Annotated in this window: 24 protein-coding genes; 15 read left to right on the forward strand and 9 right to left on the reverse strand. The window is 67.8% G+C overall.

Going from position 1 to position 23,533, the window contains the following annotated elements; translation table 11 throughout:
- Positions 1-96 precede the first annotated feature (96 nt).
- Positions 97-1,059, reverse strand: coding sequence for a CsgG/HfaB family protein (locus RT655_RS14495; RefSeq protein ID WP_313538026.1), 963 nt, complete (start codon positions 1,057-1,059; stop codon positions 97-99).
- A gap of 155 nt (positions 1,060-1,214) precedes the next feature.
- Between RT655_RS14495 and lepA the strand changes: the two genes are divergently transcribed.
- A complete protein-coding gene (gene lepA / locus RT655_RS14500; RefSeq protein ID WP_141986876.1) occupies positions 1,215-3,023 on the forward strand; it encodes a translation elongation factor 4 in 1,809 nt (602 codons plus the stop codon).
- A 193-nt stretch (positions 3,024-3,216) separates the two neighbouring features.
- Here the strand turns inward: lepA and RT655_RS14505 are convergent, their stop codons facing one another.
- Positions 3,217-4,218 carry a hypothetical protein gene (locus RT655_RS14505; RefSeq protein ID WP_313538029.1) on the reverse strand — a complete coding sequence of 334 codons (1,002 nt, stop codon included), beginning with the start codon at positions 4,216-4,218 and terminating at the stop codon, positions 3,217-3,219.
- Between the two features lie 290 nt (positions 4,219-4,508).
- Here RT655_RS14505 and RT655_RS14510 point away from each other — a divergent pair, with 290 nt between their 5' ends.
- The 3 genes from RT655_RS14510 to arsB are packed head-to-tail and all read left to right on the forward strand — an operon-like array spanning position 4,509 to position 6,365.
- Positions 4,509-4,841, forward strand: a complete 333-nt coding sequence (locus RT655_RS14510) for a metalloregulator ArsR/SmtB family transcription factor (RefSeq protein WP_313538030.1) — start codon at positions 4,509-4,511, stop codon at positions 4,839-4,841.
- A gap of 11 nt (positions 4,842-4,852) precedes the next feature.
- On the forward strand, positions 4,853-5,281 hold the full coding sequence (gene arsC, locus RT655_RS14515; protein ID WP_313538032.1) for an arsenate reductase (glutaredoxin): 429 nt from the start codon (positions 4,853-4,855) through the stop codon (positions 5,279-5,281).
- 4 nt (positions 5,282-5,285) lie between these two features.
- Positions 5,286-6,365, forward strand: a complete 1,080-nt coding sequence (gene arsB / locus RT655_RS14520) for an ACR3 family arsenite efflux transporter (protein WP_313538034.1) — start codon at positions 5,286-5,288, stop codon at positions 6,363-6,365.
- Positions 6,366-6,486: 121 nt separating this feature from the next.
- Here arsB and RT655_RS14525 read toward each other — a convergent pair whose 3' ends face one another.
- Positions 6,487-6,681: a hypothetical protein gene (locus RT655_RS14525; protein WP_313538036.1), complete on the reverse strand. Its 195-nt coding sequence runs from the start codon at positions 6,679-6,681 to the stop codon at positions 6,487-6,489.
- A gap of 140 nt (positions 6,682-6,821) precedes the next feature.
- Here RT655_RS14525 and RT655_RS14530 point away from each other — a divergent pair, with 140 nt between their 5' ends.
- The 5 genes from RT655_RS14530 to RT655_RS14550 all read left to right on the forward strand — a co-directional run bounded on the left by RT655_RS14530 (position 6,822) and on the right by RT655_RS14550 (position 12,378).
- Positions 6,822-7,421, forward strand: a complete 600-nt coding sequence (locus RT655_RS14530) for a hypothetical protein (RefSeq protein WP_313538038.1) — start codon at positions 6,822-6,824, stop codon at positions 7,419-7,421.
- Between the two features lie 151 nt (positions 7,422-7,572).
- Positions 7,573-7,890 (forward strand): hypothetical protein, encoded by a 318-nt coding sequence (locus RT655_RS14535; RefSeq protein WP_313538040.1) that lies wholly within the window; start codon positions 7,573-7,575, stop codon positions 7,888-7,890.
- A gap of 104 nt (positions 7,891-7,994) precedes the next feature.
- The gene (locus RT655_RS14540) at positions 7,995-8,744 is read left to right on the forward strand and encodes a hypothetical protein (RefSeq protein WP_313538494.1); all 750 of its coding nucleotides are present in this window, start codon (positions 7,995-7,997) and stop codon (positions 8,742-8,744) included.
- 86 nt (positions 8,745-8,830) lie between these two features.
- A complete protein-coding gene (locus RT655_RS14545) occupies positions 8,831-11,341 on the forward strand; it encodes a DegT/DnrJ/EryC1/StrS family aminotransferase (RefSeq protein ID WP_313538042.1) in 2,511 nt (836 codons plus the stop codon).
- Positions 11,338-12,378: a glycosyltransferase gene (locus RT655_RS14550; protein ID WP_313538044.1), complete on the forward strand. Its 1,041-nt coding sequence runs from the start codon at positions 11,338-11,340 to the stop codon at positions 12,376-12,378. The genes RT655_RS14545 and RT655_RS14550 overlap by 4 nt, the downstream gene beginning before the upstream one ends.
- Before the next feature lie 227 nt (positions 12,379-12,605).
- Here RT655_RS14550 and RT655_RS14555 read toward each other — a convergent pair whose 3' ends face one another.
- Genes RT655_RS14555 through RT655_RS14565 form a run of 3 tightly spaced genes read right to left on the reverse strand, consistent with a single transcriptional unit; the run spans position 12,606 to position 15,189 of the window.
- A complete protein-coding gene (locus tag RT655_RS14555) occupies positions 12,606-13,199 on the reverse strand; it encodes a hypothetical protein (RefSeq protein ID WP_313538046.1) in 594 nt (197 codons plus the stop codon).
- Positions 13,199-14,398 (reverse strand): M48 family metalloprotease, encoded by a 1,200-nt coding sequence (locus tag RT655_RS14560; RefSeq protein WP_313538048.1) that lies wholly within the window; start codon positions 14,396-14,398, stop codon positions 13,199-13,201. Before RT655_RS14560 ends, RT655_RS14555 begins: the two co-directional genes overlap by 1 nt.
- Complete coding sequence (locus tag RT655_RS14565; RefSeq protein WP_313538049.1) at positions 14,395-15,189, reverse strand: hypothetical protein; 795 nt, start codon at positions 15,187-15,189, stop codon at positions 14,395-14,397. Before RT655_RS14565 ends, RT655_RS14560 begins: the two co-directional genes overlap by 4 nt.
- 248 nt (positions 15,190-15,437) lie before the next feature.
- Here RT655_RS14565 and modA point away from each other — a divergent pair, with 248 nt between their 5' ends.
- The 3 genes from modA to RT655_RS14580 are packed head-to-tail and all read left to right on the forward strand — an operon-like array spanning position 15,438 to position 17,518.
- Entirely contained in the window at positions 15,438-16,214 is a 777-nt protein-coding gene (gene modA / locus RT655_RS14570) for a molybdate ABC transporter substrate-binding protein (RefSeq protein ID WP_313538051.1), read from the forward strand.
- A 10-nt stretch (positions 16,215-16,224) separates the two neighbouring features.
- Positions 16,225-16,914, forward strand: coding sequence for a molybdate ABC transporter permease subunit (gene modB / locus RT655_RS14575; protein WP_313538053.1), 690 nt, complete (start codon positions 16,225-16,227; stop codon positions 16,912-16,914).
- Complete coding sequence (locus tag RT655_RS14580) at positions 16,904-17,518, forward strand: ATP-binding cassette domain-containing protein (protein WP_313538055.1); 615 nt, start codon at positions 16,904-16,906, stop codon at positions 17,516-17,518. The genes modB and RT655_RS14580 overlap by 11 nt, the downstream gene beginning before the upstream one ends.
- 5 nt (positions 17,519-17,523) lie before the next feature.
- On the opposite strand, the gene RT655_RS14585 is transcribed toward RT655_RS14580, so the two are convergent.
- A complete protein-coding gene (locus RT655_RS14585; protein WP_313538057.1) occupies positions 17,524-18,426 on the reverse strand; it encodes a DeoR/GlpR family DNA-binding transcription regulator in 903 nt (300 codons plus the stop codon).
- On the opposite strand from RT655_RS14585, the gene RT655_RS14590 reads away from it, so the two are divergent.
- Positions 18,389-18,973 carry an NUDIX domain-containing protein gene (locus RT655_RS14590; protein ID WP_313538059.1) on the forward strand — a complete coding sequence of 195 codons (585 nt, stop codon included), beginning with the start codon at positions 18,389-18,391 and terminating at the stop codon, positions 18,971-18,973. The two genes, RT655_RS14585 and RT655_RS14590, sit on opposite strands and share 38 nt — an antisense overlap.
- Positions 18,974-19,113: 140 nt before the next feature.
- Here the strand turns inward: RT655_RS14590 and RT655_RS14595 are convergent, their stop codons facing one another.
- Positions 19,114-19,812, reverse strand: a complete 699-nt coding sequence (locus RT655_RS14595; RefSeq protein WP_313538061.1) for a YafY family protein — start codon at positions 19,810-19,812, stop codon at positions 19,114-19,116.
- An 86-nt stretch (positions 19,813-19,898) separates the two neighbouring features.
- Between RT655_RS14595 and RT655_RS14600 the strand changes: the two genes are divergently transcribed.
- Positions 19,899-20,297 (forward strand): VOC family protein, encoded by a 399-nt coding sequence (locus RT655_RS14600; RefSeq protein WP_313538063.1) that lies wholly within the window; start codon positions 19,899-19,901, stop codon positions 20,295-20,297.
- 67 nt (positions 20,298-20,364) lie between these two features.
- On the opposite strand, the gene RT655_RS14605 is transcribed toward RT655_RS14600, so the two are convergent.
- Positions 20,365-22,107 carry a methyl-accepting chemotaxis protein gene (locus RT655_RS14605; protein WP_313538064.1) on the reverse strand — a complete coding sequence of 581 codons (1,743 nt, stop codon included), beginning with the start codon at positions 22,105-22,107 and terminating at the stop codon, positions 20,365-20,367.
- Positions 22,108-22,291: 184 nt separating this feature from the next.
- Here RT655_RS14605 and RT655_RS14610 point away from each other — a divergent pair, with 184 nt between their 5' ends.
- Positions 22,292-23,443: a carbohydrate porin gene (locus tag RT655_RS14610; protein WP_313538065.1), complete on the forward strand. Its 1,152-nt coding sequence runs from the start codon at positions 22,292-22,294 to the stop codon at positions 23,441-23,443.
- Positions 23,444-23,533: the final 90 nt, after the last annotated feature.

A 23,533-nucleotide genomic window follows, 5' to 3' on the forward strand; every position in this document is an offset into this window, starting at 1 on the left:
ACCGGTCGCACCTCCCCCTAGAGGGGAGGTGTCACGGGCAAGGAAAAGGGCCGCCGCGGGATCTTCCGCGGCGGCCCTTTTCTTGTCTGCGCCCGATCAGTTCGACGGTGCCAGCTTGGTGTTCAGCACCCAGCCGACATTGTCGTTCTCGTCAGCGACCTCCCACCACAAGCCGTCCTTCTTGCCGGTGGGGTAGAGGATCGCCCCGACCGGTACCGTGCGGATCACCTTGCCGGTCGCAGCGGGCAGGCTGCGCATTGCCACCGGTGCCTGGGCGGTGAAGGTCTTGGTCGGCGCCGCCTGCGCGGTACCCTCGTCGCCCGGGCGCACCAGGCCGAGCTCGTTGACCATCTTCGAATAGGCATCGATGAACGCCAGCGTCACGATGCGGCCGATATCGGTGTTGTCATAGCCGCCGCCGACCGCGCCCAGTCCACCGCCGATGAAGCCGACGCCGCCGCCCGCGCCCCAGCTCACGCTGTTCTTCGAGGCATAGCCTTCCTGCGTCGCGATCGTCTCGGTCGTGCGGACGTTGGTCAGCGAGAGAACGGTGTTCGCCTCCATCTTGCGCGACTTGATGCCGCCGATCAGGCCGCCGATCGGGCCGCCCAGCACGCCGCCCGCCGCACCGGCGATGCCGCTGCCCGCCGCGTTGCGGTTCGAGGCCTGGACTTCGGCGACCAGCACATAGTCCGCCGCCTTGATCTGGCCCTGGCCGAGATTGGCACCGCGCTGGTGGCCGAGATTGCCGCCGATGTTGCGCTCCAGCTCGGCTGCCTGCAGGCCCGAACCGCGGTCGACGAGGTTGAAGCAGCCCGAGCGCTGCACCAGCACCTTGAGCAGCTTCTGCGGCGGGGCCAGCGAGTATTGCGTCCAGCCGCGGGGATCGTCGCCGTCGACGATCGACAGCGTGCCCAGCTTGCGTGCGCAATGCGGCACGTCCTGCACCGCCTGTTCCTGCGTGCGCTGCGTCTTGGTCGGCTTGCTCTGGGCGAGCGCGGGAACCGCGCCCACGCACAATGCCATCGCTCCGGCGGCGCCGAGCAACTGCTTCATCATCCTACTAGAACCTCCCTGTTCAATCCGGCGGTCCGCTATCGGTAAAAGACCGCCCCCCGACCGTGTCCGTAACAGAATGGATCGCCACGGCCTAGCGACACCGTGCAATCGGGTACTTTGGCTTTTCTCTCCAAGCTGCTAACGCGCGCGGAATCATGGCAACCGACATCACCAAGATCCGCAATTTCTCGATCATCGCGCATATCGACCATGGCAAGTCCACGCTTGCCGATCGGTTGATCCAGCGCACCGGCGGCCTGGCCGACCGTGAAATGTCCGAGCAAGTCCTTGATAACATGGACATCGAGAAGGAGCGGGGGATCACCATCAAGGCGCAGACCGTGCGCCTGGAATGGAAGGGGCATGTCCTCAACCTGATGGACACGCCCGGCCATGTCGACTTCGCCTATGAGGTGAGCCGCAGCCTCGCCGCCTGCGAGGGCGCGCTGCTCGTCGTCGACGCGGCCCAGGGCGTGGAAGCCCAGACGCTCGCAAACGTCTACCAGTCGATCGAGCATGACCACGAGATCATTCCCGTGATCAACAAGATCGACCTGCCCTCGGCCGAACCCGAAAAGGTCCGCGCCGAGATCGAGGACGTGATCGGCCTCGACGCCTCCAACGCCGTGCTCGCCAGCGCCAAGAGCGGCATCGGCATCGACGAGATCCTCGACGCGATCGTGGAGCGCATCCCGTCCCCCAAGGGCGATCCCGCCGCCCCGCTCAAGGCGATGCTGGTCGACAGCTGGTACGATCCCTATCTCGGCGTTGTCATCCTCGTCCGCGTGATCGACGGCACGATCAAGAAGGGCCAGCAGGTCAAGTTCATGCAGACCGGCACGACCCATCTGGTCGACCGCGTCGGCGCCTTCCGCCCCAAGATCGAGCAGCTGCCCGACCTCGGCCCCGGCGAGATCGGCTTCATCACCGCGCAGATCAAGGAAGTCGCCCAGGCCCGCGTCGGCGACACGCTGACCGACGCCAAGAAGCCCGCGGCCGAAGCGCTGCCGGGCTTCAAGGAAGTCCAGCCGGTCGTCTTCTGTGGCCTGTTCCCGGTCGACGCCGCCGATTTCGAGAAGCTGCGCGAGAGCATCTCCAAGCTGCGCCTCAACGACGCGTCGTTCAGCTTCGAGATGGAAACCTCGGCCGCGCTCGGCTTCGGCTTCCGCTGTGGCTTCCTCGGCCTGCTGCACCTGGAGATCATCCAGGAGCGGCTGATGCGCGAGTATGACCTCGACCTCATCACCACCGCGCCGAGCGTGGTCTACAAGATGCAGCTCACCAAGTCGGCCGGCGAGGCCGAGGGCAAGGAGATCGAGCTCCACAACCCCGCCGACATGCCCGATCCCAACCGGATCGAGGAGATCCAGGAGCCGTGGATCCAGGCGGTGATCTACATGCCCGACGAATATCTCGGGCCGATCCTGAAGCTCTGCCAGGATCGCCGTGGCATCCAGAAGAACCTCACCTATGTCGGCGGCCGCGCCCAGCTGACCTATGAGTTGCCGCTCAACGAAGTGGTGTTCGACTTTTATGATCGCCTCAAGTCGATCAGCCGCGGCTATGCCAGCTTCGACTATGAGCAGATCGGCTACCGCGCCGGCGACCTCGTCAAGATGGGCATCCTGGTCAACAACGAGCCGGTCGATGCGCTGAGCATGATCGTCCACCGCTCGACCGCCGAGAGCCGCGGCCGCGGCATGTGCGAGCGGCTCAAGGACCTGATCCCGCGCCACCTGTTCAAGATCCCGATCCAGGCGGCGATCGGCGGCAAGGTGATCGCGCGCGAGACGATCGCCGCGATGCGCAAGGACGTGACCGCGAAATGCTATGGCGGCGACGCCAGCCGCAAGCGCAAGCTGCTGGACAAGCAGAAGGAAGGCAAAAAGCGGATGCGCGAGTATGGCAGCGTGCAGATCCCGCAGGAAGCCTTCATCGCCGCGCTGCGGATGGGCGAGGAATAAGGGTCCTCTAATTCCTCCCCGGAACGGGGAGGGGGGACCATGGGCGCCAGCCCATGGTGGAGGGGCCGCCGCGCCAGCGGCGGGGTGCCTGCGCGCTCCACCCGACCCGCGCCTGTCGGCGCGGCCCCTCCACCCCGCGGCTGCGCCGCGCGGTCCCCCTCCCCGTGCCGGGGAGGAATTTGGGTTCGCCGCGTCACCGCCCGTGCGCCGCCTTCCATTCCTCCCAGCTGTCCGTCCGCGCGGCGGCTTCCCATTCGACCTGCGCCGCGGCCATGCGGCGTTCGGCGTCGCATTGTGCGCGCTGGCGTTCGTCCCAGTCGGGGCCGCACACCGTCGAGGTGCCCGGCGACCGCGCATATAGCGGCAGCGGCGGCCGCTCCGGCTCGCCGCATTCGGCCCAGACCTTGCGGCGCATCGCGTCGAGCTTCGCGCTCATCGGATGCGCGAATTCCTGCTCGCGGCCGTGCGGGCCATAGTCGGTCGTGAACAAGCTGATCATCGCATCCGACATGCCGGCATTGGCGAGGATAAGCTCGATATGGGTGAGCTGGCGAAGCGTATAGTCGGCCGCGACGATCCGGCCCTCCAGCCGCAGCTGGCGCTCGCTGCGCACCTTGGCGGCATAGCGGGTGAACAGCGTGTCGAGGACCTTGCGCATCTCCTCCGGCATCTTCGCGTCGGGCTCCGCCAGCGCCATATATTCCGCCTTGCGCCGCGTGCAGACCGGGCAGGGGGCGGGGGCCTCCTCGCGCGCCACCGTAGCGGGATGGCGGGTGCCGGGCGGCAGCGCGGCGGGGGCGCCGTACTTCTCGGGGTTGCGGTGGCGGAGGATGAACATCAGCAGGCGATCATTGTACCAGCGCTTCTCGCCGCACTGCTCGCCTTTGTAGAAGACCGGCACCGGTACGCCGTCGATCGCACGTTCGAGCGCGATGTCCTGCAGCCGATCGAGCCCGGCGGTGAGCGCCGCCTCCCAGGCAGCGCGGAAGCCGGCACCCTCGGGGTGGAGGCGCAGCATATAGGCGCCCTCCTTTGCCATGTTGATCGACCGCGCCGCCGCGGTGACCGATCCGGTGACGGCGAGCGCGGCGATGAACGCGCGCTGCCGCTCGGGCGTCCAGCCGTCGACACGGTGTTTGCGGGGTACCGGCGTGAAGTCCGGCACGACGAAGTCGGGGTTCGAGCGGTTCTTCATGTCCGCGCATATAACCAAATAGGTTCGTGTAGGAAAGGGGAATCCTTGAGGTGCTAAGGGCGTGAGTGGCCGCTTTCGGCTAACTGAAGCCGTTCCCACCGGCGAGTGGGAACGAGCGTTCGGGCGGAAAGCGCCATTGGCCGTTACCTAATCGGCGATAGGGATCAGGAATCAATTGCTGCACTGGCTGCTCCTGCCCCAGAAGCTGCAACTGCTGGCGACTTTCGTTGAGCGAACATCAGCCATCCGACATCACTAGCTAAACTTGAGATATCCACTATGCTGGATATATGGAAGACGAATCGGCAATCGCTGCCTTGGGTGCTTTGGCGCAAGGAACACGCCTCGACGTGTTTCGCCTGCTAGTGCGGCACGAGCCGATCGGCATGGCGGCGGGGGAGGTCGCTCGCCAACTGGAGGTGCCGCAGAACACCATGTCGGCGCATCTCGGCGTCCTCGCGCGCGCCGGTCTTGTCCGCTCCGAGCGACATAGCCGCTCGATCATCTATCGCGCCGACTTGGCGGGCCTGCGCGCGCTGACGCTGTTCCTCGTCAAGGATGGCTGTGCGGGCAGCGCCGAGCTGTGCGCGCCGCTCGTCGCCGAACTCACCCCCTGCTGTTGAAAGGACGCGGCGTGGCCGTCGACATCATCATCTACCACAATCCTGAATGCGGCACGTCACGCAACGCACTCGCCATGATCCGCAATGCCGGCATCGAACCGCATGTCGTCGAGTATCGGAAGACCCCGCCTTCACGGGCGATGCTGGTAGAACTGATCGCCCGTGCCGGGATGCGCGCACGCGACCTGCTGCGCGAGAAGGGCACCCCCTATGCCGAGCTGGGCCTGGGCGAACCGTCGCTGTCCGACGATGCGCTTCTGGATGCCATGATGGCGCACCCGATCCTCATTAACCGGCCGCTGGTGGTCTCTCCACTGGGGGTGAAGCTGTGCCGCCCCTCCGAAACAGTCCTCGACCTGTTGCCGACCGCCCAGCGCGGCGCCTTTGCCAAGGAGGATGGCGAACAGGTCGTGGATGCGGCTGGCGAACGGGTGCGCTGACGCCATGTCAACGGTTCCGGCCAAACACGACGCTGCACCTGCGCGTCCCGGCATCGGCACCTTCGAGCGCTATCTGACGCTGTGGGTGATGCTTTGCATCGTCGCCGGCATCGGCCTCGGGCAATTGCTGCCTGGCGTCTTCGCGTCGATCGCGGCAGCCGAAGTCGCGCGGGTCAACCTGATCGTCGCCGTGCTGATCTGGCTCATGATCATCCCCATGCTGCTCAAAATCGACTTTGGCGCGCTCGGCTCGGTGCGCCAGCACTGGAAGGGCGTCGGCGTAACCCTGTTCATCAACTGGGCGGTGAAGCCCTTCTCAATGGCGGCGCTGGGCACGTTATTCATCGGCTGGCTATTCGCACCGCTTCTGCCGGCGGGCGAAGGGCCGTCGTACATCGCCGGCCTGATCCTGCTCGCGGCGGCCCCCTGCACGGCGATGGTGTTCGTGTGGTCCAACCTCTGCGAGGGGGAGCCGACCTACACATTGTCGCAGGTCGCGCTCAACGATGTGCTGATGGTGTTCCTTTTCGCCCCGCTGGTCGGGCTGCTGCTCGGTGTGGCGTCGGTGACGGTGCCATGGGACACGCTGCTGATTTCGGTACTGCTCTACATCGTCGTGCCGGTGATCGCCGCCCAACTCATCCGGCGGACCGTGCTGGCGCGCGGAGGGCAGGCCTTGCTCGATCAGATGCTAGCGCGCCTTGGTCCCGTGGCGCTGGTCGCGCTGCTGGCGACGCTAGTCCTGCTATTCGGCTTCCAGGGCGAGGCGATCGTCGCGCAGCCGCTGGTGATCGCGCTTCTGGCGGTGCCAATTCTCATCCAGGTCTATCTGAACGCCGGCCTGGCCTACTGGCTGTCCCGCCGGTTCGGGGTAGCCTGGTGCGTTGCAGCGCCCGCGGCGCTGATCGGTGCTTCCAACTTCTTTGAACTGGCGGTAGCCGCCGCCATCTCGCTGTTCGGGCTCAAGTCCGGCGCGGCGCTGGCGACGGTCGTCGGCGTGCTGGTGGAAGTGCCGGTGATGCTGTCGGTCGTCTCGATCGTAAAGGCCTCGCGGGGCTGGTATGAGCGGGGAGTGGTTGCCTGATGCCGCTACGCAGCCCGAACAAGGCTCGTCCGCTTCTGGCAGTAACAGCTATTCAGCATGCTGCCAGGAAATGGCAGAAATGCCCCGCACCAAGCTGGTCGGATCGCATCTAAGCTACCCCTCAGCCCTCACCACGCCGCGCCGCCCGCACGATCACCGCCGACCCCAGCAGCGCTGCCGAGACGATCGCCGCCACCGCCACCAGCCCGCCTGTCGTGATCCGCGCCTCCAGCGCCACCGTGTCGCCGACGCGGAGGGTTGCGTGGGCGCCGGTCGGGGCGGTGCGGGGCGGCTGGGTGGGGAGGGGATCGGCCATGGCCGCTTCTACCGCGAATCCCGTTTTGAGGCACGCGCCGCGTGTCGCGCGCGGGATCGTTCCGCTGTCGAATGAACCATTCCGGCAGACCAACGTTATGGGGCCGTCCTTATCAGATGGTTTCCAGCGTGAGTCAGAACGTGTCGCATCCCCGTCTTTCCCTGCCAGCGCGGTATCGCCGCTGGGGGATTCCGGGATTCGCGGCGACACTGGTCTGCGCCGCGCCGGCGCTCGCGCAAGGCTATGCCGCCAAGCAGCTCGGCGACTGGACGGTCGCCGCCAGCAAGGACGGATCGGGCTGCTTCATCAGCCGCAGCTTCGACCAGCCCGGCGGCACCACGCTGCTGCTCGGCATGGACCGCGACGGCAGCAACCATTTCTCGGTGCTCAACGAGAATTGGTCGATCCGCCCGCAGGACCGGCTCAAGCTCACCTTCCGCCTCACCCAGGGCGGCTACCCCAATCACCAGGCGATCGGCATCGTCGCGGACGGCAAGCAGGGCTTCGTCGCGGCGTTCGATCCCAAATTCCCGACAGCCTTTGCAGGCTCCAAGGCGCTGCACATCGATCGCGGTACCACGCCGGTCGCGCGGCTGCCGCTCGACGGCAGCGGCGCCGCGGTGGCGGAGCTCAAGCGCTGCGTCGACGCGCAGCACGGGGCGCCCAAAGCGGCGGCCAGCGACGACGGAATTCCGCGCGATCCCTTCGCCGAGCGCCCCAGGCCCCGGCGCAAACGGTGACGCGGGAACGTTTCGCCCCGTGCCCGGCTCGGCCCGACGGACATCCGGCACAGTCGGACCGAATCGGGATTGTTGCGGGCCCGTTGCTCCGGCTTGGTGGCTCGGCCTTAAGTTTTCTTAACGAGTGAAAGGTGTGTTTATGCGTACTGGTATGAAGTTTGCTCCCCTCGCGGCCCTCATGATCGGCAGCGTCGCGCTGAGCGGTTGCGCTACCAAGAAGTTCGTCCGCGAGCAGATCGCCCCGGTGAGCCAGCGCGTCGATGCGCTCGAGACGCGCCTCCAGGAGACCGACGGCACCGCCAAGCAGGCGCTGTCGCAGGCCCAGGCCGCTGCCGGCCAGGCCCAGCAGAACGGCCAGCGCCTCGACCAGATCAACGGCCGCGTCGACACGCTCGACCAGCAGCAGCAGGCGCTGTCGCAGCAGGTCCAGCAGCAGAACGCCAAGCCGCGCAAGCGCGCCCGCAACTAAGCGGCGCCTGCCGTATCGGCCTTCGGGCCGCGGGTTGGGGGTGGCCGTGCTTCGGGGCGGCCACCCTTTTCCGTTGAGCGCCCTTTTTCGTGAGCGACGTATCGATGATCCAAGGCTTACTTGCGCTGGCCGGGCTGGCGCTGCTGGTTCCCCCCGCCGCCGTCCCCCCCCAGAATGCCAAGCCCAAGGCTGCCGCGCCGAAGAAGGCCGCGCCCAAGAAGGGCAAGCACGCGCCCGCCAAGCCCAAGGCCGCGGCGGCTGCCGCCAAGCCCGCCGCCCCCGATCTCCAGCCCTCGGCAGACACGCTCCGCGTGCACGACTGGGTATCTTCGGCCGGGGACAATCACGGGCTGCCCTATCTGATCGTCGACAAGCCGGGGGCCGCGCTGTTCCTCTATGATTCGCACGGCAAGCAGCTTGCCGCGGTGCCGGTGCTGATCGGGATCGCCCCGGGCGACGATGCGACGCCGGGGATCGGCGCGAAGCAGCTCTCCGAGATCGGCCCGGCTGAGAAGACCACGCCCGCCGGGCGCTATCTCGCCAAGTTCGGCCTCGCGGTCGGCAAGGAGCGGGTGCTGTGGGTGGATTATTACACTTCGGTCGCGCTACACCCGGTGCCGACCGGCGTGGCGGCGCGCAAGGAAAAGCGGCGCGAGCGGCTCGCCTCGCCGACGCCCGATGACAACCGCATCACCTTCGGCTGCATCAACGTGCCGTCGGCCTTCTACACCAAGCTGCTGAGCCCGATGTACAAGGGCAAAGGCGGCTATGTGTACGTGCTGCCCGACAGCAAGCCGATTGAGGACGTGTTCCCGGCGCTCCACGTCCAGTCGGCGGCGCGGTCGGCGAACTGAGCCGGGGTTTTACGGTTTTCTAAGCCGCTGCTGCCATGGTCGCTCGCCACCGCTCCCTGTTGTGGGGGGCATCGGGAGAGACGACCATGCAGCGCCTGCCGCTGATCGCGCCGCAGCCGCCGCGGTTGAGCCTGATGACCGACGCGCTCCGCGCGATCGAAGCGCGCGGCACCTATTCGAACGGTGGTCCCATGGTGCTCGGGTTCGAGACGGGCGCGAGGGCGCGGCTGTTCGGCGGGCAGGGCGCGTGCCTTGCGGTGGCCAATGCGACGCTCGGGCTGATGCTGGCGATCCGCCACGCCGCGGGCCCCCGCGCGGGGGGCGATGCGCTGGCGCTGGTCCCCGCCTTCACCTTCGCCGCGACCGCGCAGGCGGTGCAATGGGCCGGGCTGACCCCGGTGCTGTGCGACATCGACCCCGAGGACTGGACGATGCGCGCCGATGCCGAGGCGGCGGCGTTCGACCGGTATGGCGATCGCATCGCGGTGGTGGTGCCCTATGCCACCTTCGGCGCGAGCCTCGATCTGGCGCGCTACCGTGCGTATCACGCGCGCGGCATCGGCGTGGTGGTGGATGCGGCGGCTTCGCTCGGCACGATCGATGCGGCGGGGCACCAGTTTGGCACCGATGCGCCGTTCCCGGTGGTCTACTCGATGCATGCCACCAAGGTGTTCGCCACCGCCGAGGGTGGCCTGATCCATAGCGGCGACACCGCGCTGATCGAAACGCTGCGGCGAATGACCAATTTCGGCTTCGACGGGGCGCGATCGGCGGAAGGGCCCGGGTTCAACGCCAAGCTGCCCGAGGTGCTCGGCGCGCTCGCCACCGCGAAGCTGGCGGAGCTGGAGCGCATTGCCGCGCATCGCGCCGCGCTGGACCGCGTCTATCGCGCGCGGCTGGGCGGCTTTGCCGATGCGCATGGCTTCCAGTTCCAGGCGCTGCGCGGATCACGCCCGGCGCTGCAATTCCAGTCGCTGCTGCTGCCCCGCGCCTTTGCCGGGCATCGCGCGGCCATCATCGCGGCGCTGGCCGAGCAGGGGATCGGCGCCGGCCAGTATTTCAGCCCGCATCTGGGCGAGCAGCCCTGGTTCCGCAGCAGTTGCGTGATCGATCGCGCGCTGCCGGTCGCCGACGACATCGCCGGGCGCATTCTCTCGCTGCCGGTCACCGACGGGATGACCGAGGCGGATGTGGACACCGTCTGCACCGCGCTGGTCGACGCCTGCCGCACCGCAGGGCTCGACGGGCTGCGCGTCGAGCGGCGCGGGCGGACGGTGCATTCGGCGCTGATCGTCGGCGGCGGCCCGGCGGGCACCGCGTTGCTTACCGCTGCGACCAAGGGCGACCAGCTGGGAACGCTGGCCGAAACGGGCCTCGCGATCGTCGAGCGCGACGCGGTGCTCGGGCGCGGCGAGATCGGCAGCTATGCGATCACGTCTGACAGCACCGCCGAGACCTTCCTCACCGCGGTGAAGGACAATGTGCACGGCGACATCGCCGCGCTGACCGACCACCATGCCGCCCGCGAGGTAGCGCTCTATGCCGGGCGGCTGGGCGTACCGCTGGCGCGCTCGACCCCGCTGCTGGAGGCGACCGGGGCGCGGCTCGGCGCACTGGTAGCGCAGCATGGCGGCGTGGTCGCGACCCGATCCGAGGTGCTGGAGGCCCGCCGGACGCCGCAAGGCGACTGGGCGGCGCGGGTGCGTAACCTGCTCACCGGCGATGCGCGCGTGATGCGCGCCGCGAATCTCGTGATCGCCACCGGCGGTTATCAGGACCGCGCGCAGGTCGCGGCGGAGGTGATTGCGGGCGCCCCGATCGGTGACCTGGCCGGCGACCGTCTGTTGCTGGGCGACGATTTCCTAAGGCTCGGCGGGCTCGATCGGCTGCGCGCGCGGCTCGCCGACGTCCGCGCACCCCGTATCGCGATCGTCGGCGGATCGACCAGCGCGATGGCCGCCGCGGTGCTGCTGCTCAAGGCGAGCCCGGCGCTGCCGCTGGGGGCGGGGGCGCTGCGGCTCTACCATCGCCGGCCGCTGCGACCCTTCTACCGCTCGGCCGAGGAGGCGCGGGCCGATGGCTTCACCGATTTCGGGCCCGACGACATCTGTCCGCTCAGCGGCTTCGTCTATCGCCTCGCCGGCTTCCGGCTGGAGGCGCGCGAGCTGGTGCTGCGGATGCTCGGCGTGGGCGGCCGCGCCCCCGATCCGCGCATGGCGCTGTGCCGGCTGACCGGCGATAACGACGCGGCAATGCGCGCCGAACTCGAAGCGGCGGATGTGGTGATCGCCGCGCTCGGCTATCGCCCGCGCGCGCTACCGCTCTACGACGTCGACGGCGCGCGGATCGCGCTGATGGCGGACCATCCCGGGCGACCCCGGCTGGTCGACCAGCAATGCCGCGTGCTCGATGCCGAGGGGCGGGTACTGCCCGGCGTCTACGGCCTGGGGCTCGCCTCGGGTCATGTCCCCGACGGTCCCTTGGGCGGGGAGGCTACCTTCAGCGGCAAGGCCAACGGCCTGTGGCTGTGGCAGAACGATATCGGCCGGATGATCGTCGACCAGATCCTCGCCGATCGGGCACGCGCGGCGGCATGACCACGCCCATCATCTCGGTAGTGATGGCGACGTACAACGGCGCCGCGCTGCTGCCCGAAACGCTGGCAAGCCTGCAGGCGCAGAGCTTCGCTGACTGGGAGCTGGTCGCGGTGGACGATTGCTCGCGCGACGAAACCGTCGCGCTGCTGCGGGGCTGGGGCGATCCGCGCATCCGCGTTATCGAGAGTTCGGTCAATGGCGGCCCGGTGGTGGCGCGCAACCTTGCCTTCGCTGCAGCGCGCGGGCGCTACATCGCCGGGCTCGACCAGGATGATCTCTGCCTGCCCGAACGTTTCGCGCGGCAGGTCGCCTGGCTCGATGCGCATCCCGGGACCGTGCTGGTCAGCACCGCCACCGATTGCCTCGTCGAGGGGCGGGTGCGGGCAGGGCAGTGGGTGCGGCCGCTCACGCCCGGGCTGATCGACTGGCTGATGCTGGTGCAGAATCCGTTGGTCTGGTCCTCGGTGCTGTTCCGCGCCGAGGCCGCACGCCGGCTGGAGATCTTCGAGCGCCCCGAATGCCGCTATGTCGAGGATTTCGACCTTTACCACCGGCTGCGCGCCTTCGGCCGGATCGACCAGATCGACACGGTGCTGACGCTGTACCGCCAGCATGCCGGTGGCGCCTCGCAGATGTTCAACGGTACGATGACCGCGCATGCCGAGGCGCTGCTCCACGCGCGGCACCGGGCGCTGCTGGGCGAGGACGCGCCGGATATCGCCGGGTTGCTGGTGCGCTATGTGATGGCCAAGGCGCCGATCGGGGAGCGCGCGCTGCTGCGCCGGCTGTTCGACGGGATCACGGTGCTCCGCGCGCATTTCGGGCAGCAGGGCCACGATGCGGCGACGCTGACGCGGGTGGACCGGGAGATTTCGCGATTGTGGTGGCGACTGTGCCGCACGGCGGTACGCTCCGGCCGCCTGCCGCTCCGCCGTGCGCTTGCCGCGCGTCCGGCGACGGCGGCGCTGGAGGATGCCCGGCCCGTCGACCTTGCGGCAAGTGGGCTGATCGGTGCGATCCGCGCCCGCCGGGCGTAGTCCGTTTGTTGCCTCCCTCGCCGGGGCGCGGCTGCCGCGTTCGGGTGGCGGTATAGCCCCACCGCACAAACCGTCGTCATTCCCGCGAAGGCGGGAATCCATTCGCCTGTGCGCCGGGGGAAGGAACCGCAGCATCAGCGCCAATGGATCCCCGCCTTCGCGGGGATGACGAGCAGTTTGGTTCTATGCGGCGGCCCTAGCCTCGGGCCGATGAGAAAGTCGCCCCCTTACAGCGTCGCCGAGGCCATCAGCGCGCGGGCGTCGTTGGCGAGCAGGTCGAAATAATGCAGTCGCGGCGCATCGAAGGTGACCATGTAGAGCTTGCCGTCCACGATCGCGGCGCGCGCCTCGCCCTTGCGGGTGAGGCCGTCGGAATCGGTCACCAGATAGGCGAAGGTCACGCCGTCGCGGCCGAGGAACGTGCCCGGCGTCGCGCCACTCAGCTGGAAGTCGCGGGCGTCCTTGCCGGTGCGGTAGGTGCGCTCCAGCAGCTCGGGCACCTCGGCCAGCAGCATGTCCTTGCGGAACTTGGGCAGCGGCTCCTTCTTCTTGCTGCGCTCGCGGATCAGCGGCTCGCCGGGCTCGATCGCGGCATAGAAGGTGACTTCGTCGAGCTGCTCGCCGTCCAGCGTCCAGGCCTCGGCATGCTTGCCGGGCTTGCCCGACAGCCGGTTCCAGTCGCGCGTCGGCGTGATCGAGAGCGTCGACTCCGCGACCGTGACCGGCTTGCCCTTCTCCGCCAGCTTGTGCGCATTGGCGGGGACGGAGAGGGTGGCGACGGCGGCGAGCGCGAGCGCCACGCGCAGGGTGTTGAACTTCATCACTTGGACTCCCCCGGAATCATCATCTTGATCATGCCCGCATCCGCCGCATCGGGGCGCAGGCTGAGATAGGTTTGCAGTGGCACCACCGCCTCGCTCGCGCGCCCGGTCTTGATCAGCGACAGGCCCAGCCCGCGATGCGCCTCCGCCAGCGTAGGATCGAGCTTGACCGCGTTGGCATAGAACTCGGCCGCGGCGATCAGGTCGCGCGGGTTGCCGCGGGTGCGGTACAGGTCGCCCCGCTTGCACCACAGCGTCCCGGTCCAGCCCGTCGTCGCCAGGTTCTGGATCAGATAGTCGCTGGCGCCGAAGTCGTTCAGCTTGATCTGATCGTCGAGGAACTGGCCGAGAAACGGCGCGAGCGCGGTGCGGTAGCGGTCGGCGCCGTCTTCGCGGTCCGCACCGTCGGGTGCGGCGAGCGCGGCGAGATAGCCCGCGCGCTCGGCATAGGGCGGGTGCGACGCGGCAAAGGCGATTAGACGGAAATTGGGCTTTTTGAGGCCCTTGGCACTGGCCGACGCCTCCGCCTCCTCCATCATGTGCTGCCAGATGGCCGAAGCCTCCTGTGGCCGGAGGTGGCTGCGGTTGAGATAGGCGACGCCGAGACGATCCGCCTCGCGTTCCTCGTCGCGACCGTGGCGATAGAGGCCGCCATAGACGGCTAGCTGGAAATTCTGGAAGCTCCGCACATTCTGGTAGGTCGCCGCGAAGCTGGTCAGCACCGCCATCCACGCGACGGCGTCGGTGCCGGAGCGCTGTTCCTTGAATGCCGTCACGGTATGCCGGCTCTCGAAATGGCCAAACTCGTGACCAAGTACCGTCGCCAATTCCGCTTCATTGCGGACCCGAAGCAGGAGGCCGGAATAGACGCGCATCGTGCCATTGGGCATCATGCTTGCGTTGAACAGCGGCGCGCGGATCACATAGACCCGGACCGCGCCGCACCGGTCCGCGCCGACTGTCTCGCACAGCACCGATCGCACATAGCCGGTCAGCCGCTCGTCATGAATAACAAGGCTGGAGGCGGTAAGTTCGCGCTCTTCCTCGTCGGCCTCGTGCCAGATACCGATCTCGTCGACGCCCTTGGGCTGGTACACGCCCTGGTACGGCGGGAGCGGCACCGCCTGCTGCGTCGCGGCCGGACTGGCGAGGAGCAGCCCGATGCCGGCGCCAAACGCGTGCATCCGGCGGCGACTCATGGCTTTGTCGGTGCCTGGGCGATCGCCGGCACCGCCGCCTGCGCCACCGTCTGCGCCTTGAACGCGGTGCTGCCGGGGAAATCCTCGAGCAGCTGGTGCAGGCGCTTTTCCGCGCCATCGGCCTCGCGCACGTCGCCGCCCATCTCGGCATCGGCATTCAGCCACAGGAGATCGCCGGTGCGCAGATCGACGAGCCCGGCATAGCCTTTATGCACGCCAGACCGCACCGAAACACCGCCGAACGCCGCAAACACCTGCAGCATCTTGCGCCCGGTCGAGCCATAGGCATCCTGCGTGAACAGGAAGAGGCCGTAATCGGCATCCTTGGCGCCCGGCAGATGGGCCACGCCCGTGCCCAGCGACCAGTCGAACACGGCGTTCTTGTTGTCGCGCTTCTTGGTGGGTAGGCGGTTGCCGACGAAGAACTGGTACTGGATCACCGCGTCGGAGACGGCGGCGAAGAGTTGGATATGCTCCTGCAGCGTCGGTGCATCGTCGCCATAGGCTTCGGGCGCGACAATGACGGTGTTGCCCAGCGATGCCTGCGCCTTGGCGAGCGCCGCCTGAAGATTGTCCCTGGCCTTTTCGGTCCATTCGCCGTTCGGCTCGAACATGCCGCCGGTCGATTGCGCGCCGACGCTGATCGACGGACGAAATACCAGGATCTTCTTGCCGCTGTTCGCGGGGAGTTCGAAGCCCTGCTTGGTCGTCGATCGTTCTTGTGCCTGTGCCGCACCCGCGGACAGGAACAGGCCGGCCGCAATTGCGGCGGCCTTAGTAAAGCCCTTCATCCATCCCCCTTTTGTCACGCGCCCCTGCGTGCACGGTTCGATGTAATCGTGCCCTATGGTCCACATCAACTGAGATGTTGCGAGATCGACGCGAAAATGGAGTTATCCGTCCAGAGATCGTTTCTACACCGTGGTGGGACGCTACGGCATGCTGGCGCGCCTGTGTGCACCGCAGGACTGGCTCGCTTGACAGCGCACGGCCGACCCGCGAACCCGGGCGCCGTCATTCCTCCGGAGGTTTTGCGTCCATGCCCGTTTCGCCGGCCCCGACTCGCCGCTGGCTACTCGCCGCGCTCGCCGTCACGCTCGCCGTTCCCGCCCACGCTGCCGGGCGGCCGCCCCTGGTTCTAGCCGCCGCGAGCCTGCAGGAGTCGATGAACGCCGCCGCCGATGCCTGGGCACGGCTGGGGCATCCGCGGCCGGTGCTGTCCTTCGCGGCCTCCTCGGCGCTTGCCCGGCAGATCCAGTCGGGCGCGCCCGCGGACCTGTTCGTTTCGGCCGACGAGCCGTGGATGGACGCGGTCGACAGGGCGGGCAAGCTCGCCCCCGGCACGCGCGTCGCGTTTCTCGGCAACCGCCTGGTGCTCGCCGGTGCGGCTACCGGCCGGCGCGCCGTGCCGCTCGACCGCGCCGGGCCGCTGCTCGCCGCGCTCGGCCAGGCGCGGCTGGCGATGGCGGATCCCGACGCGGTGCCTGCCGGGCTTTACGGCAAAGCCGCGCTGCAGAAGATCGGCGCCTGGGACCGGCTGGCGCCCCAGGTGGTGCGCGCCGAGAATGTCCGTGCCGCGCTGGCGCTGGTCGAGCGCGGCGCGGCGCCGTTCGGCATCGTCTATGCCACCGATGCACGCGCCTCCGCCAAGGTTCGGATCGCGGGCACCTTTCCCGCGGCGAACCATCCGCCGATCCGCTATCCGGTGGCGCGGCTCAAGACCGCCGCCAGCCCCGACGCCGAGCCCTTCCGCCGTTTCCTGGTGAGCGGGCGCGGCAAGGCGATCTTCGCGCGCTACGGCTTCACCCCGCTGTGAGCATGGCGGCGTGCTGAGCGCCGAGGAATGGGGCATCGTCCTGCTCTCGCTCAAGGTTGGGGGCGTGGCGGTGCTCGCGGTGCTGCCCTTGGCGTTCGCGCTCGCCTGGCTGCTGGCGCGGGGGCGCTTTCCCGGGAAGCTGCTGCTCGACGCACTGGTCCATCTGCCGCTGGTGGTGCCGCCGGTGGTGACCGGCTGGATGCTGCTGCTCGCCTTCGCGCCGGCGGGGCCGATCGGCGGGCTGCTGGAGCGCTGGTTCGGGGTGACCGTGCTGTTCCGCTGGAGCGGGGCGGCGATCGCGGCGGGCGTGATGGCGCTGCCGCTGATGGTACGCGCGATCCGATTGTCGCTGGAGGCTGTCGACCAAAGGCTGGAGCAGGCGGCGCGCAGCCTCGGCGCGGGACCGGTGCGGACCTTCGCCACCGTCACCCTGCCGCTGGCGCTGCCGGGCGTGCTCGCTGGGCTGGTACTCGGCTTCGCGCGCGCGCTGGGCGAGTTCGGCGCGACCATCTCCTTCGTCTCCAACGTGCCCGGCGAGACCGAGACGCTGCCGCTCGCCATCTATTCGGCGCTGCAGGTGCCCGGAGGCGAGGGGCAGGTGCTGCGACTGGCGGCGGTGTCAATCGTGATCGCCTTCGTCGCGCTGCTGGCGTCCGAGCTGGTCGCGCGGCGGACGGGCAGGGGCAATCATGTCCTTTGACATCGACGTGCGCCGCACGCTCGGCGATGCCGAGATCGCCTGCCGCGTCGAGCCCGGTGCCGGGGTGACGGTGCTGTTCGGCCCCTCGGGCGCGGGCAAGTCGAGCGTGCTCAACATGGTCGCCGGGCTGCTCCGCCCCGATGCCGGGCATATCCGGGTGGGCGAGCGCACGCTGTTCGATGCGGCTGCGGGCGTGGACCTCAAGCCCGAGGCGCGGCGCGCCGGCTATGTGTTCCAGGAGCCGCGGCTGTTCCCGCATCTGCGCGCGCGCGCCAACCTGCTCTATGGCTGGCGGAAAGGTGCGGCGGTGGACGTGGACCGCGTGATCGGTCTGCTCGGCATCGCGCACCTGCTCGATCGCTGGCCGCGCACGCTTTCGGGCGGTGAGGCCAAGCGCGTGGCGATCGGCCGTGCCTTGCTTACCGACCCGGCCTTCCTGCTGCTCGACGAGCCGCTCGCCTCGCTCGACCGCGCCCGCCGCGAGGAAATCCTGGCGCTGCTGGAGCGCCTGCGCGACGGCATCGGCCTGCCGATCCTTCTCGTCACCCATGACCGCGCCGAAGCCGAGCGGCTGGGGAATCGGATCGTGGCGTTCGGGGAATAGGGGCGTCAGACCGCGATGGTCTCGACCGCGAGCGGGTGGAAGCCGTGCAGCACTTCCGCCGCTACCCCAGCCTCGGTCACGAGCGTGGAGATCGCCGCCAGCGGCAGGATCCGGTAGGGGGACGCCGCCCCCAGCTTGTCGTGCGAGGCCAGGACGATGGTCTCGGCCGCCTGGCGCGCGATCAGGCGCTTGATCTCCGCCTCTTCCGGATCGCCCGTCGTCGCGCCCAGGTCCGGGTGCAGCCCGGTCACGCCCATGAAATAGGTGTCGGCGCGGATGCGCGAAATCGCATCGGCGGCCGCGGCACCGGTGGCGACGATCGAATGCTTGAACAGCCGCCCCCCGATGATCTGCACATCGAGGAGCGGGTGCCGCACCAGTTCGACCGCGATACTCGGACTATGGGTGACGATGGTCGCCCTGAGATCCTGGGGCAATGCCCTTGCCAGCTGCACATTGGTCGTCCCGCCATCGAGGAAAACGATCTGGCCGGGCCGGATCAGGCGCGCCGCATGCCGCCCCAGCGCGACCTTGGCGGGGGAAGCAAGCCCCGCGCGCGCCGCAAAGTCCGCCATTGCCGGCGAGGCCGGCAGCGCGCCGCCATGGACGCGCTGCAAAAGGCCTTCGCCGGCAAGCTCGCGCAGATCGCGCCGGATCGTGTCCTCCGACACGCCGATCTCCTTGCTGAACGCCTTGCCGATGAACCGCCCGTCCCGCTGAAGCATCCTTTGTATCAGGGCCTTGCGCTCGGTCGTCAGCATCCACGCCTCGATTGCACGATAATCATTGACTCTGCACGATACTGCACGGAAATGGGGGCGGCGTCCAGCGGGGAGCAGCCCCGGGTCCTTCAAGCATAGTGGAGCAGGCATGAGCATCGCGGATCGCGTGCGGGTGGCGGAGGTCATCACCCTTTCGGACAATTGGTACGTCCTCAAGAAGACGGTGTTCGAATTTCAGCGGCAGGACGGCAGCTGGCAGCGACAGTCGCGCGAGACCTATGATCGCGGCAATGGTGCAGCGATTCTGCTGTACGATCCCGTACGGCGCATGGTCGTGCTCACCCGCCAGTTCCGCTACCCTGCCTTCGTCAACGGTTATGACGATCTGCTGATCGAGGTGCCGGCCGGATTGCTCGACGATGCCGAACCCGAGGTCCGCATCCGCGCCGAGGCATCGGAGGAGACCGGTTTTCAGGTCGGCGAGGTCCGCCAGGTCTTCGATGCGTTCATGAGCCCCGGTTCGGTGACCGAGCGTCTGCACTTCTTCGTTGGCCGCTACCGACCCGAAGACCGCGTCGGGGCAGGCGGCGGCATCGCGGCGGAGGGCGAGGACATCGCGGTGTTCGAGATCGGCATCGACGATGCGCTGGCAATGATCGAGTCCGGTGAAATCCGCGACGGGAAGACGATCATGCTCCTGCAATATGCCGCACTGCATCTGTTTTCGGCGTAGCGCTTGGGGGCACGTGCGGGCCCGCGTCAAAGACCGCGCCGACTGAACATGCAGTTGGTAGCTGGAACGCGGACAGGCACCCTGAACGAGGGAGGGGCAATAGCCTGCCCACCGAAAACGGTAGTACCCCGGGGATCGGTCTAGCGGCTTCGGGAAAGCTGCATGACGCGCCATGCTTCCCATCTTCGATGCAAATCCGCCTTCGATTGTGGGATGCGCGCATCCAGGGCTTCAGCAGCCGCAATCCGATCGGTACGGAAATGGCGAAAGTCCTGGCGCGCTTCACACCATGCGATCAGCATGCGAGTTGCGTCGGCATAGCCGAGGAGGATCGGCCACACCGTTCGCTCGGTTTGCGCGCCATTTTGATCGCGGTAGACGAGGTGCAGCTTCGACCGTGCGCGGATCGTATCCCGAAGCATCGCCGCGTCCACGACATCCTCGACGGGAGCAAGGCGCGGCGGGACGCCCGTGCTTGGTGCCAGGACGAACGGCCGGAGATGGGCAGGAACGACGGTGACGATCTTCGCCAGAAGGGCGTTCACAGCGGGAGAGAGCAGAGGGTCCTCGCGACCGGCGACCCACTGCGCCCCCAGAACGATTGCTTCCAACTCAACCTGGGTCAGCATCAGCGGCGGCATGTCGTAGTCTGCGTCAAGCAGATAGCCGAAGCCCGGTTCGCCGGTGATCAGCACCCGCTGCGCCATGAGGGCGGCAATGTCGCGATACAATGTGCGCGTCGACACCTCCAGCTCGGCGGCCAAGGCAGCGCCGGTCACCGGCCGTGTGGATCGCCGCAGAAGCTGGATGATTTGAAAAAGGCGATCGGCGCGACGCACCTATTGATGACTCCTGCTGACACAACGCTGTCAGCAGCGGTGCGATACGAGGCCGGCTTCCGCAAGCCACGTACCGGGATGCCATCATGAAATTCGCTTCCGTCCGCCTTATCGCCGCCGACATCAACGCCATGGTCGCATTCTACGAGCTGGTGACGGGCCAGACCGCCGAATGGCTCGCACCGCAGTTCGCCGAGATCGTCACCCCGGGCGCGACGCTCGCCATCGGCAGCACCGAAACCGTGGCCATCTTTGCCGAGAACAGCGCGATGCCGGGTGCCAATCGCACCGCCATCCTGGAGTTCATGGTCGAGGACGTGGACGCTGTCGTCGATCGGCTCAGCGGGACGTGCGCGCTGGTGCATGCGCCCAAACTGCTGCCATGGGGTAACCGCACCTTTCAGGTTCGTGATCCCGAAGGCTCGGCGATCAGCATTTTCATGCCGTTCACGGATGCCGCAAAGGCGCGTTTCGGATTACGATAGGCGTCGTTCCTGCATCGCGGGGATTTCTCCCTGATGGAAGCGCGGTGGGGCGGCTGCGGCAAATGCCCTATACCCACGCTGCCTCGCTGACCACGGCGACGCTCGCCACCGGCAATGCATAGGCCGCGGGCTCTGTGCCCCGCGCCGATACCGGCGCGGCGCTGCCGCCCTCGATGCGGAACCGCGCGGCGTGCTCGACCAACTGGCCGATCTCCGCCATCAGGTTGCGCGCCGCGGCGGAGGTCTCCTCCACCATCGCCGCATTCTGCTGGGTGGAATTGTCCATCACCCGGATCGTCTCGCTGAGACGCGAGACCGATTCCGATTGCACGCGGTTATCTGCCGCCACCTGGCCGAGCAGCCTGTGCACGGTCTGGGCATTTTCCGAGATCGAGCTGAACGCGCCGTCGACATCCTCGACGGCCGCCACCGCGGTGCCGATCTCGACCTGGGTGACGGTCAACTGGTCGCGAGCGCGGCCGGCTTCCTCCTCTGCGCGCATCGCCAGCGCCGAGACAAGGTCGGCAACCACTGCGAAGCCGCGACCTGCCTCGCCGGCACGTCCGGCCTCCACCGCAGCGTTCATCGCCAGCACGCGAGTCTGGAAAGCGATCTTGTCGAGGCCTTCGATCACCGCGTCGATGCCCTTGGCGCTTTCCAAGACGCGACTCATCGCGGTTACGGCGTTGCTGACGCGCGAGCGGCCGGTGCCAACGGCCTCGATCGTCTGGTCGGCGCGGCTCACCGTTTCGCTCGCAGCCCGGACCGAGGTGCGAAGGCGCTCGTCGATCTGGCTGATCTCGGCGGTGGTCGTCTCGAGGCTCGCGGCATTGGCCTCGGTGCGGCGGGCGAGGTCTTCGGAAGCCGCCGTGATCTCCGTGGACGCGCGGCGCAGTGACCCTGCACCACTGTGCACCGAGCCCAGCAGGGTACGCAGGCTGTCCACCGCGATATTGAAATCCTGCTTGAGCCGGGCGAACGGACCATTGAGGTCCGCATCGACATGGGTGGTGAGGTCGCCGCTCGCCAGCTTCTGCAGTCCGGAGCCGACAGTCTCGACGATCAGCTCGGTGGTCGCGTGCTTCTCGGCATTGGCGGCCTCGACCTGCTGGCTGAACTGCGCGATGGCGCGGGCCAGCGCGCCGAGTTCGTCCCGGCGATCGGTCTCGGGCAGCGGCGTGCCGGGTTCGCTGACCAACCGCGCGACGGTGTCGGACAGGGTGATCAGCGGACCGACCAGCCGGCGAGTGGCGAGGCGTGCGGCATAGAGCGCGCCGGCGATCGCGGCGAGTAGCGTGGCGGCCAGCAGCACGGCGGTGATCCAGCCGAGCGTTTCCCCTGCGCGCGCGGTGCCATCCGAATACTGCTCGATCGCATCCGAGGCGGCGGCCATCGAGGTTTCCAGCACCGAGAATTGCTGAAAGAAGCCGGGCAGCAGCCGCTTGGCTGCGGCAGGGTCATCCATGGCAGCGTCGGCAATCTGCTGTGCGACGTTCCCATAGGCGACCATCGGATCGCCGACCTTCGCCGCGGCAGCCTCGATGGCGGCGTCCCCCTTGAACGCGACATCCTCGGCGATGCGCTTGCGCAGGGTGTCGAGATGCGCACCGAGATCCTTGCGTGCGTCCGCCATCCGTATGCCGACGCCCGGCTCACTGGACGCAAGGATGGCGAGTACGTCGCTGCGCACCGCATCGTGCATCATGTCCGCCTCCATATGGTTGCGGAGCAGCCCCGAGGCGGTCGCCTGCGCGTTCAGTGCCGCGCTCAGCAGCCAGGACGAGACGATCCCGGTTCCCCCGCAAAGCAAGAAAAGCAGGATGATAGCGACAGTTAGCTTGCGAGTTGCATAGGCGATCGACTGCACGACGTCACTCCTGCACGTGAATGCGCCGCGGCAAGGGGCGGCCTCCCCGCAAAAATTATAGACAATATTCCGTAAAGCGGAGTCATTCATCCTAAAACATGTGGCGAGGGGTGACGGGATTCTTGCCATGACGCGGTTTCTGTTCGCCATTGTGCTGGCGTGTACGTCGACGAACTACGTATTTGCCCAGAGCGCAGTCGATGTGCACTTGGTGGAAACGATCGATATCGCGAGCGTCGCCCGCGGCGGGGATCGTGATCGGACCTATGTGCTCGACGATACCGACCTTACCGCCGATGCCGATATGGCGCGGCTCGTCGGCTGGCGGGGCGCCACCGCGCATCTGCATGTGATGAGCACGATGGGCGGGCGCCCCAATGATGCGGCGGCGACGCTGCAGGGCGTCGACAATATCGAAGTCGCGAGCCATCATCTGCGGCTGTTCGAGGCTTGGGTGGAGCAGCGCATCGGCCGGCACATGACGGTGCGCAGCGGCGCCTATGATCTCAACAGCGAATTCTACGTCAACGGATCGGCGGGGCTACTGCTATCGCCCTCGTTCGGCGCTGGGTCCGAACTTGCCGCCTCGGGCCCCAACGGCCCGTCGATCTTCCCGTCGACGGCGCTGACGGTGCGGCTGGAGCATCGCATCGATCACCTCGGCTATGTCCGCGCGGCGCTGCTCAACGGATCGGCCGGGTGTGTGGGGGATACCCACGGGGTCGATTTCAGCTTTCGCCAGGGCCTACTGCTGATCGCCGAGGCCGGGGTGGAGCGGGAGGGTCTCAAGATCGCCGGCGGATATTGGCGCTACACCAAGCGCCACGACGACTATACCGACGTCGATGTCGACGGCTTCCCGATCCGCCGTCGCGATCATGGCGGCTATGTGCTCGCCGAGCTGCAGATGCTGGGCGGGGAGGGCAAGCGCACGCTCACCGCGTTCGGCCGCGCGGGCATGTCCGGCGGTTCGACCACGCCGTTCCAGGGCGGCTGGCAGACGGGATTCCTGATCGAGCGGCTCGTCGCCGGCCGTCCGGACTCGCAGGCCTCGCTGGGCATGAGCCGCGGCGTGACGACCCGGGGCTATCGCGCGATGCTGCTCGACGGGAGGACGCGGCCGGCACGCGCCGAAACCACGGTCGAGCTGACCTATTCGGATCGGCTGGCCAAATGGCTGACCGTGCAGCCCGATCTCCAGTTCATCACCGATCGCGGCGGCGTGGACAAGGCACGCGGCGTGCTGGTCGGCACCGTGCGGCTGACGATCGTCTTTTGATCGCCCGAAGGCGTCGCGCACGAAAAAGCCGCCGCCCGGCAATTCGGACGACGGCTCTTTCGTGTCACGCTCGGTCAGGCGGCAAGCCCC

Origin of the sequence: Sphingomonas sp. (assembly GCF_032114135.1) — a bacterium.
Classification (GTDB): domain Bacteria; phylum Pseudomonadota; class Alphaproteobacteria; order Sphingomonadales; family Sphingomonadaceae; genus Sphingomonas.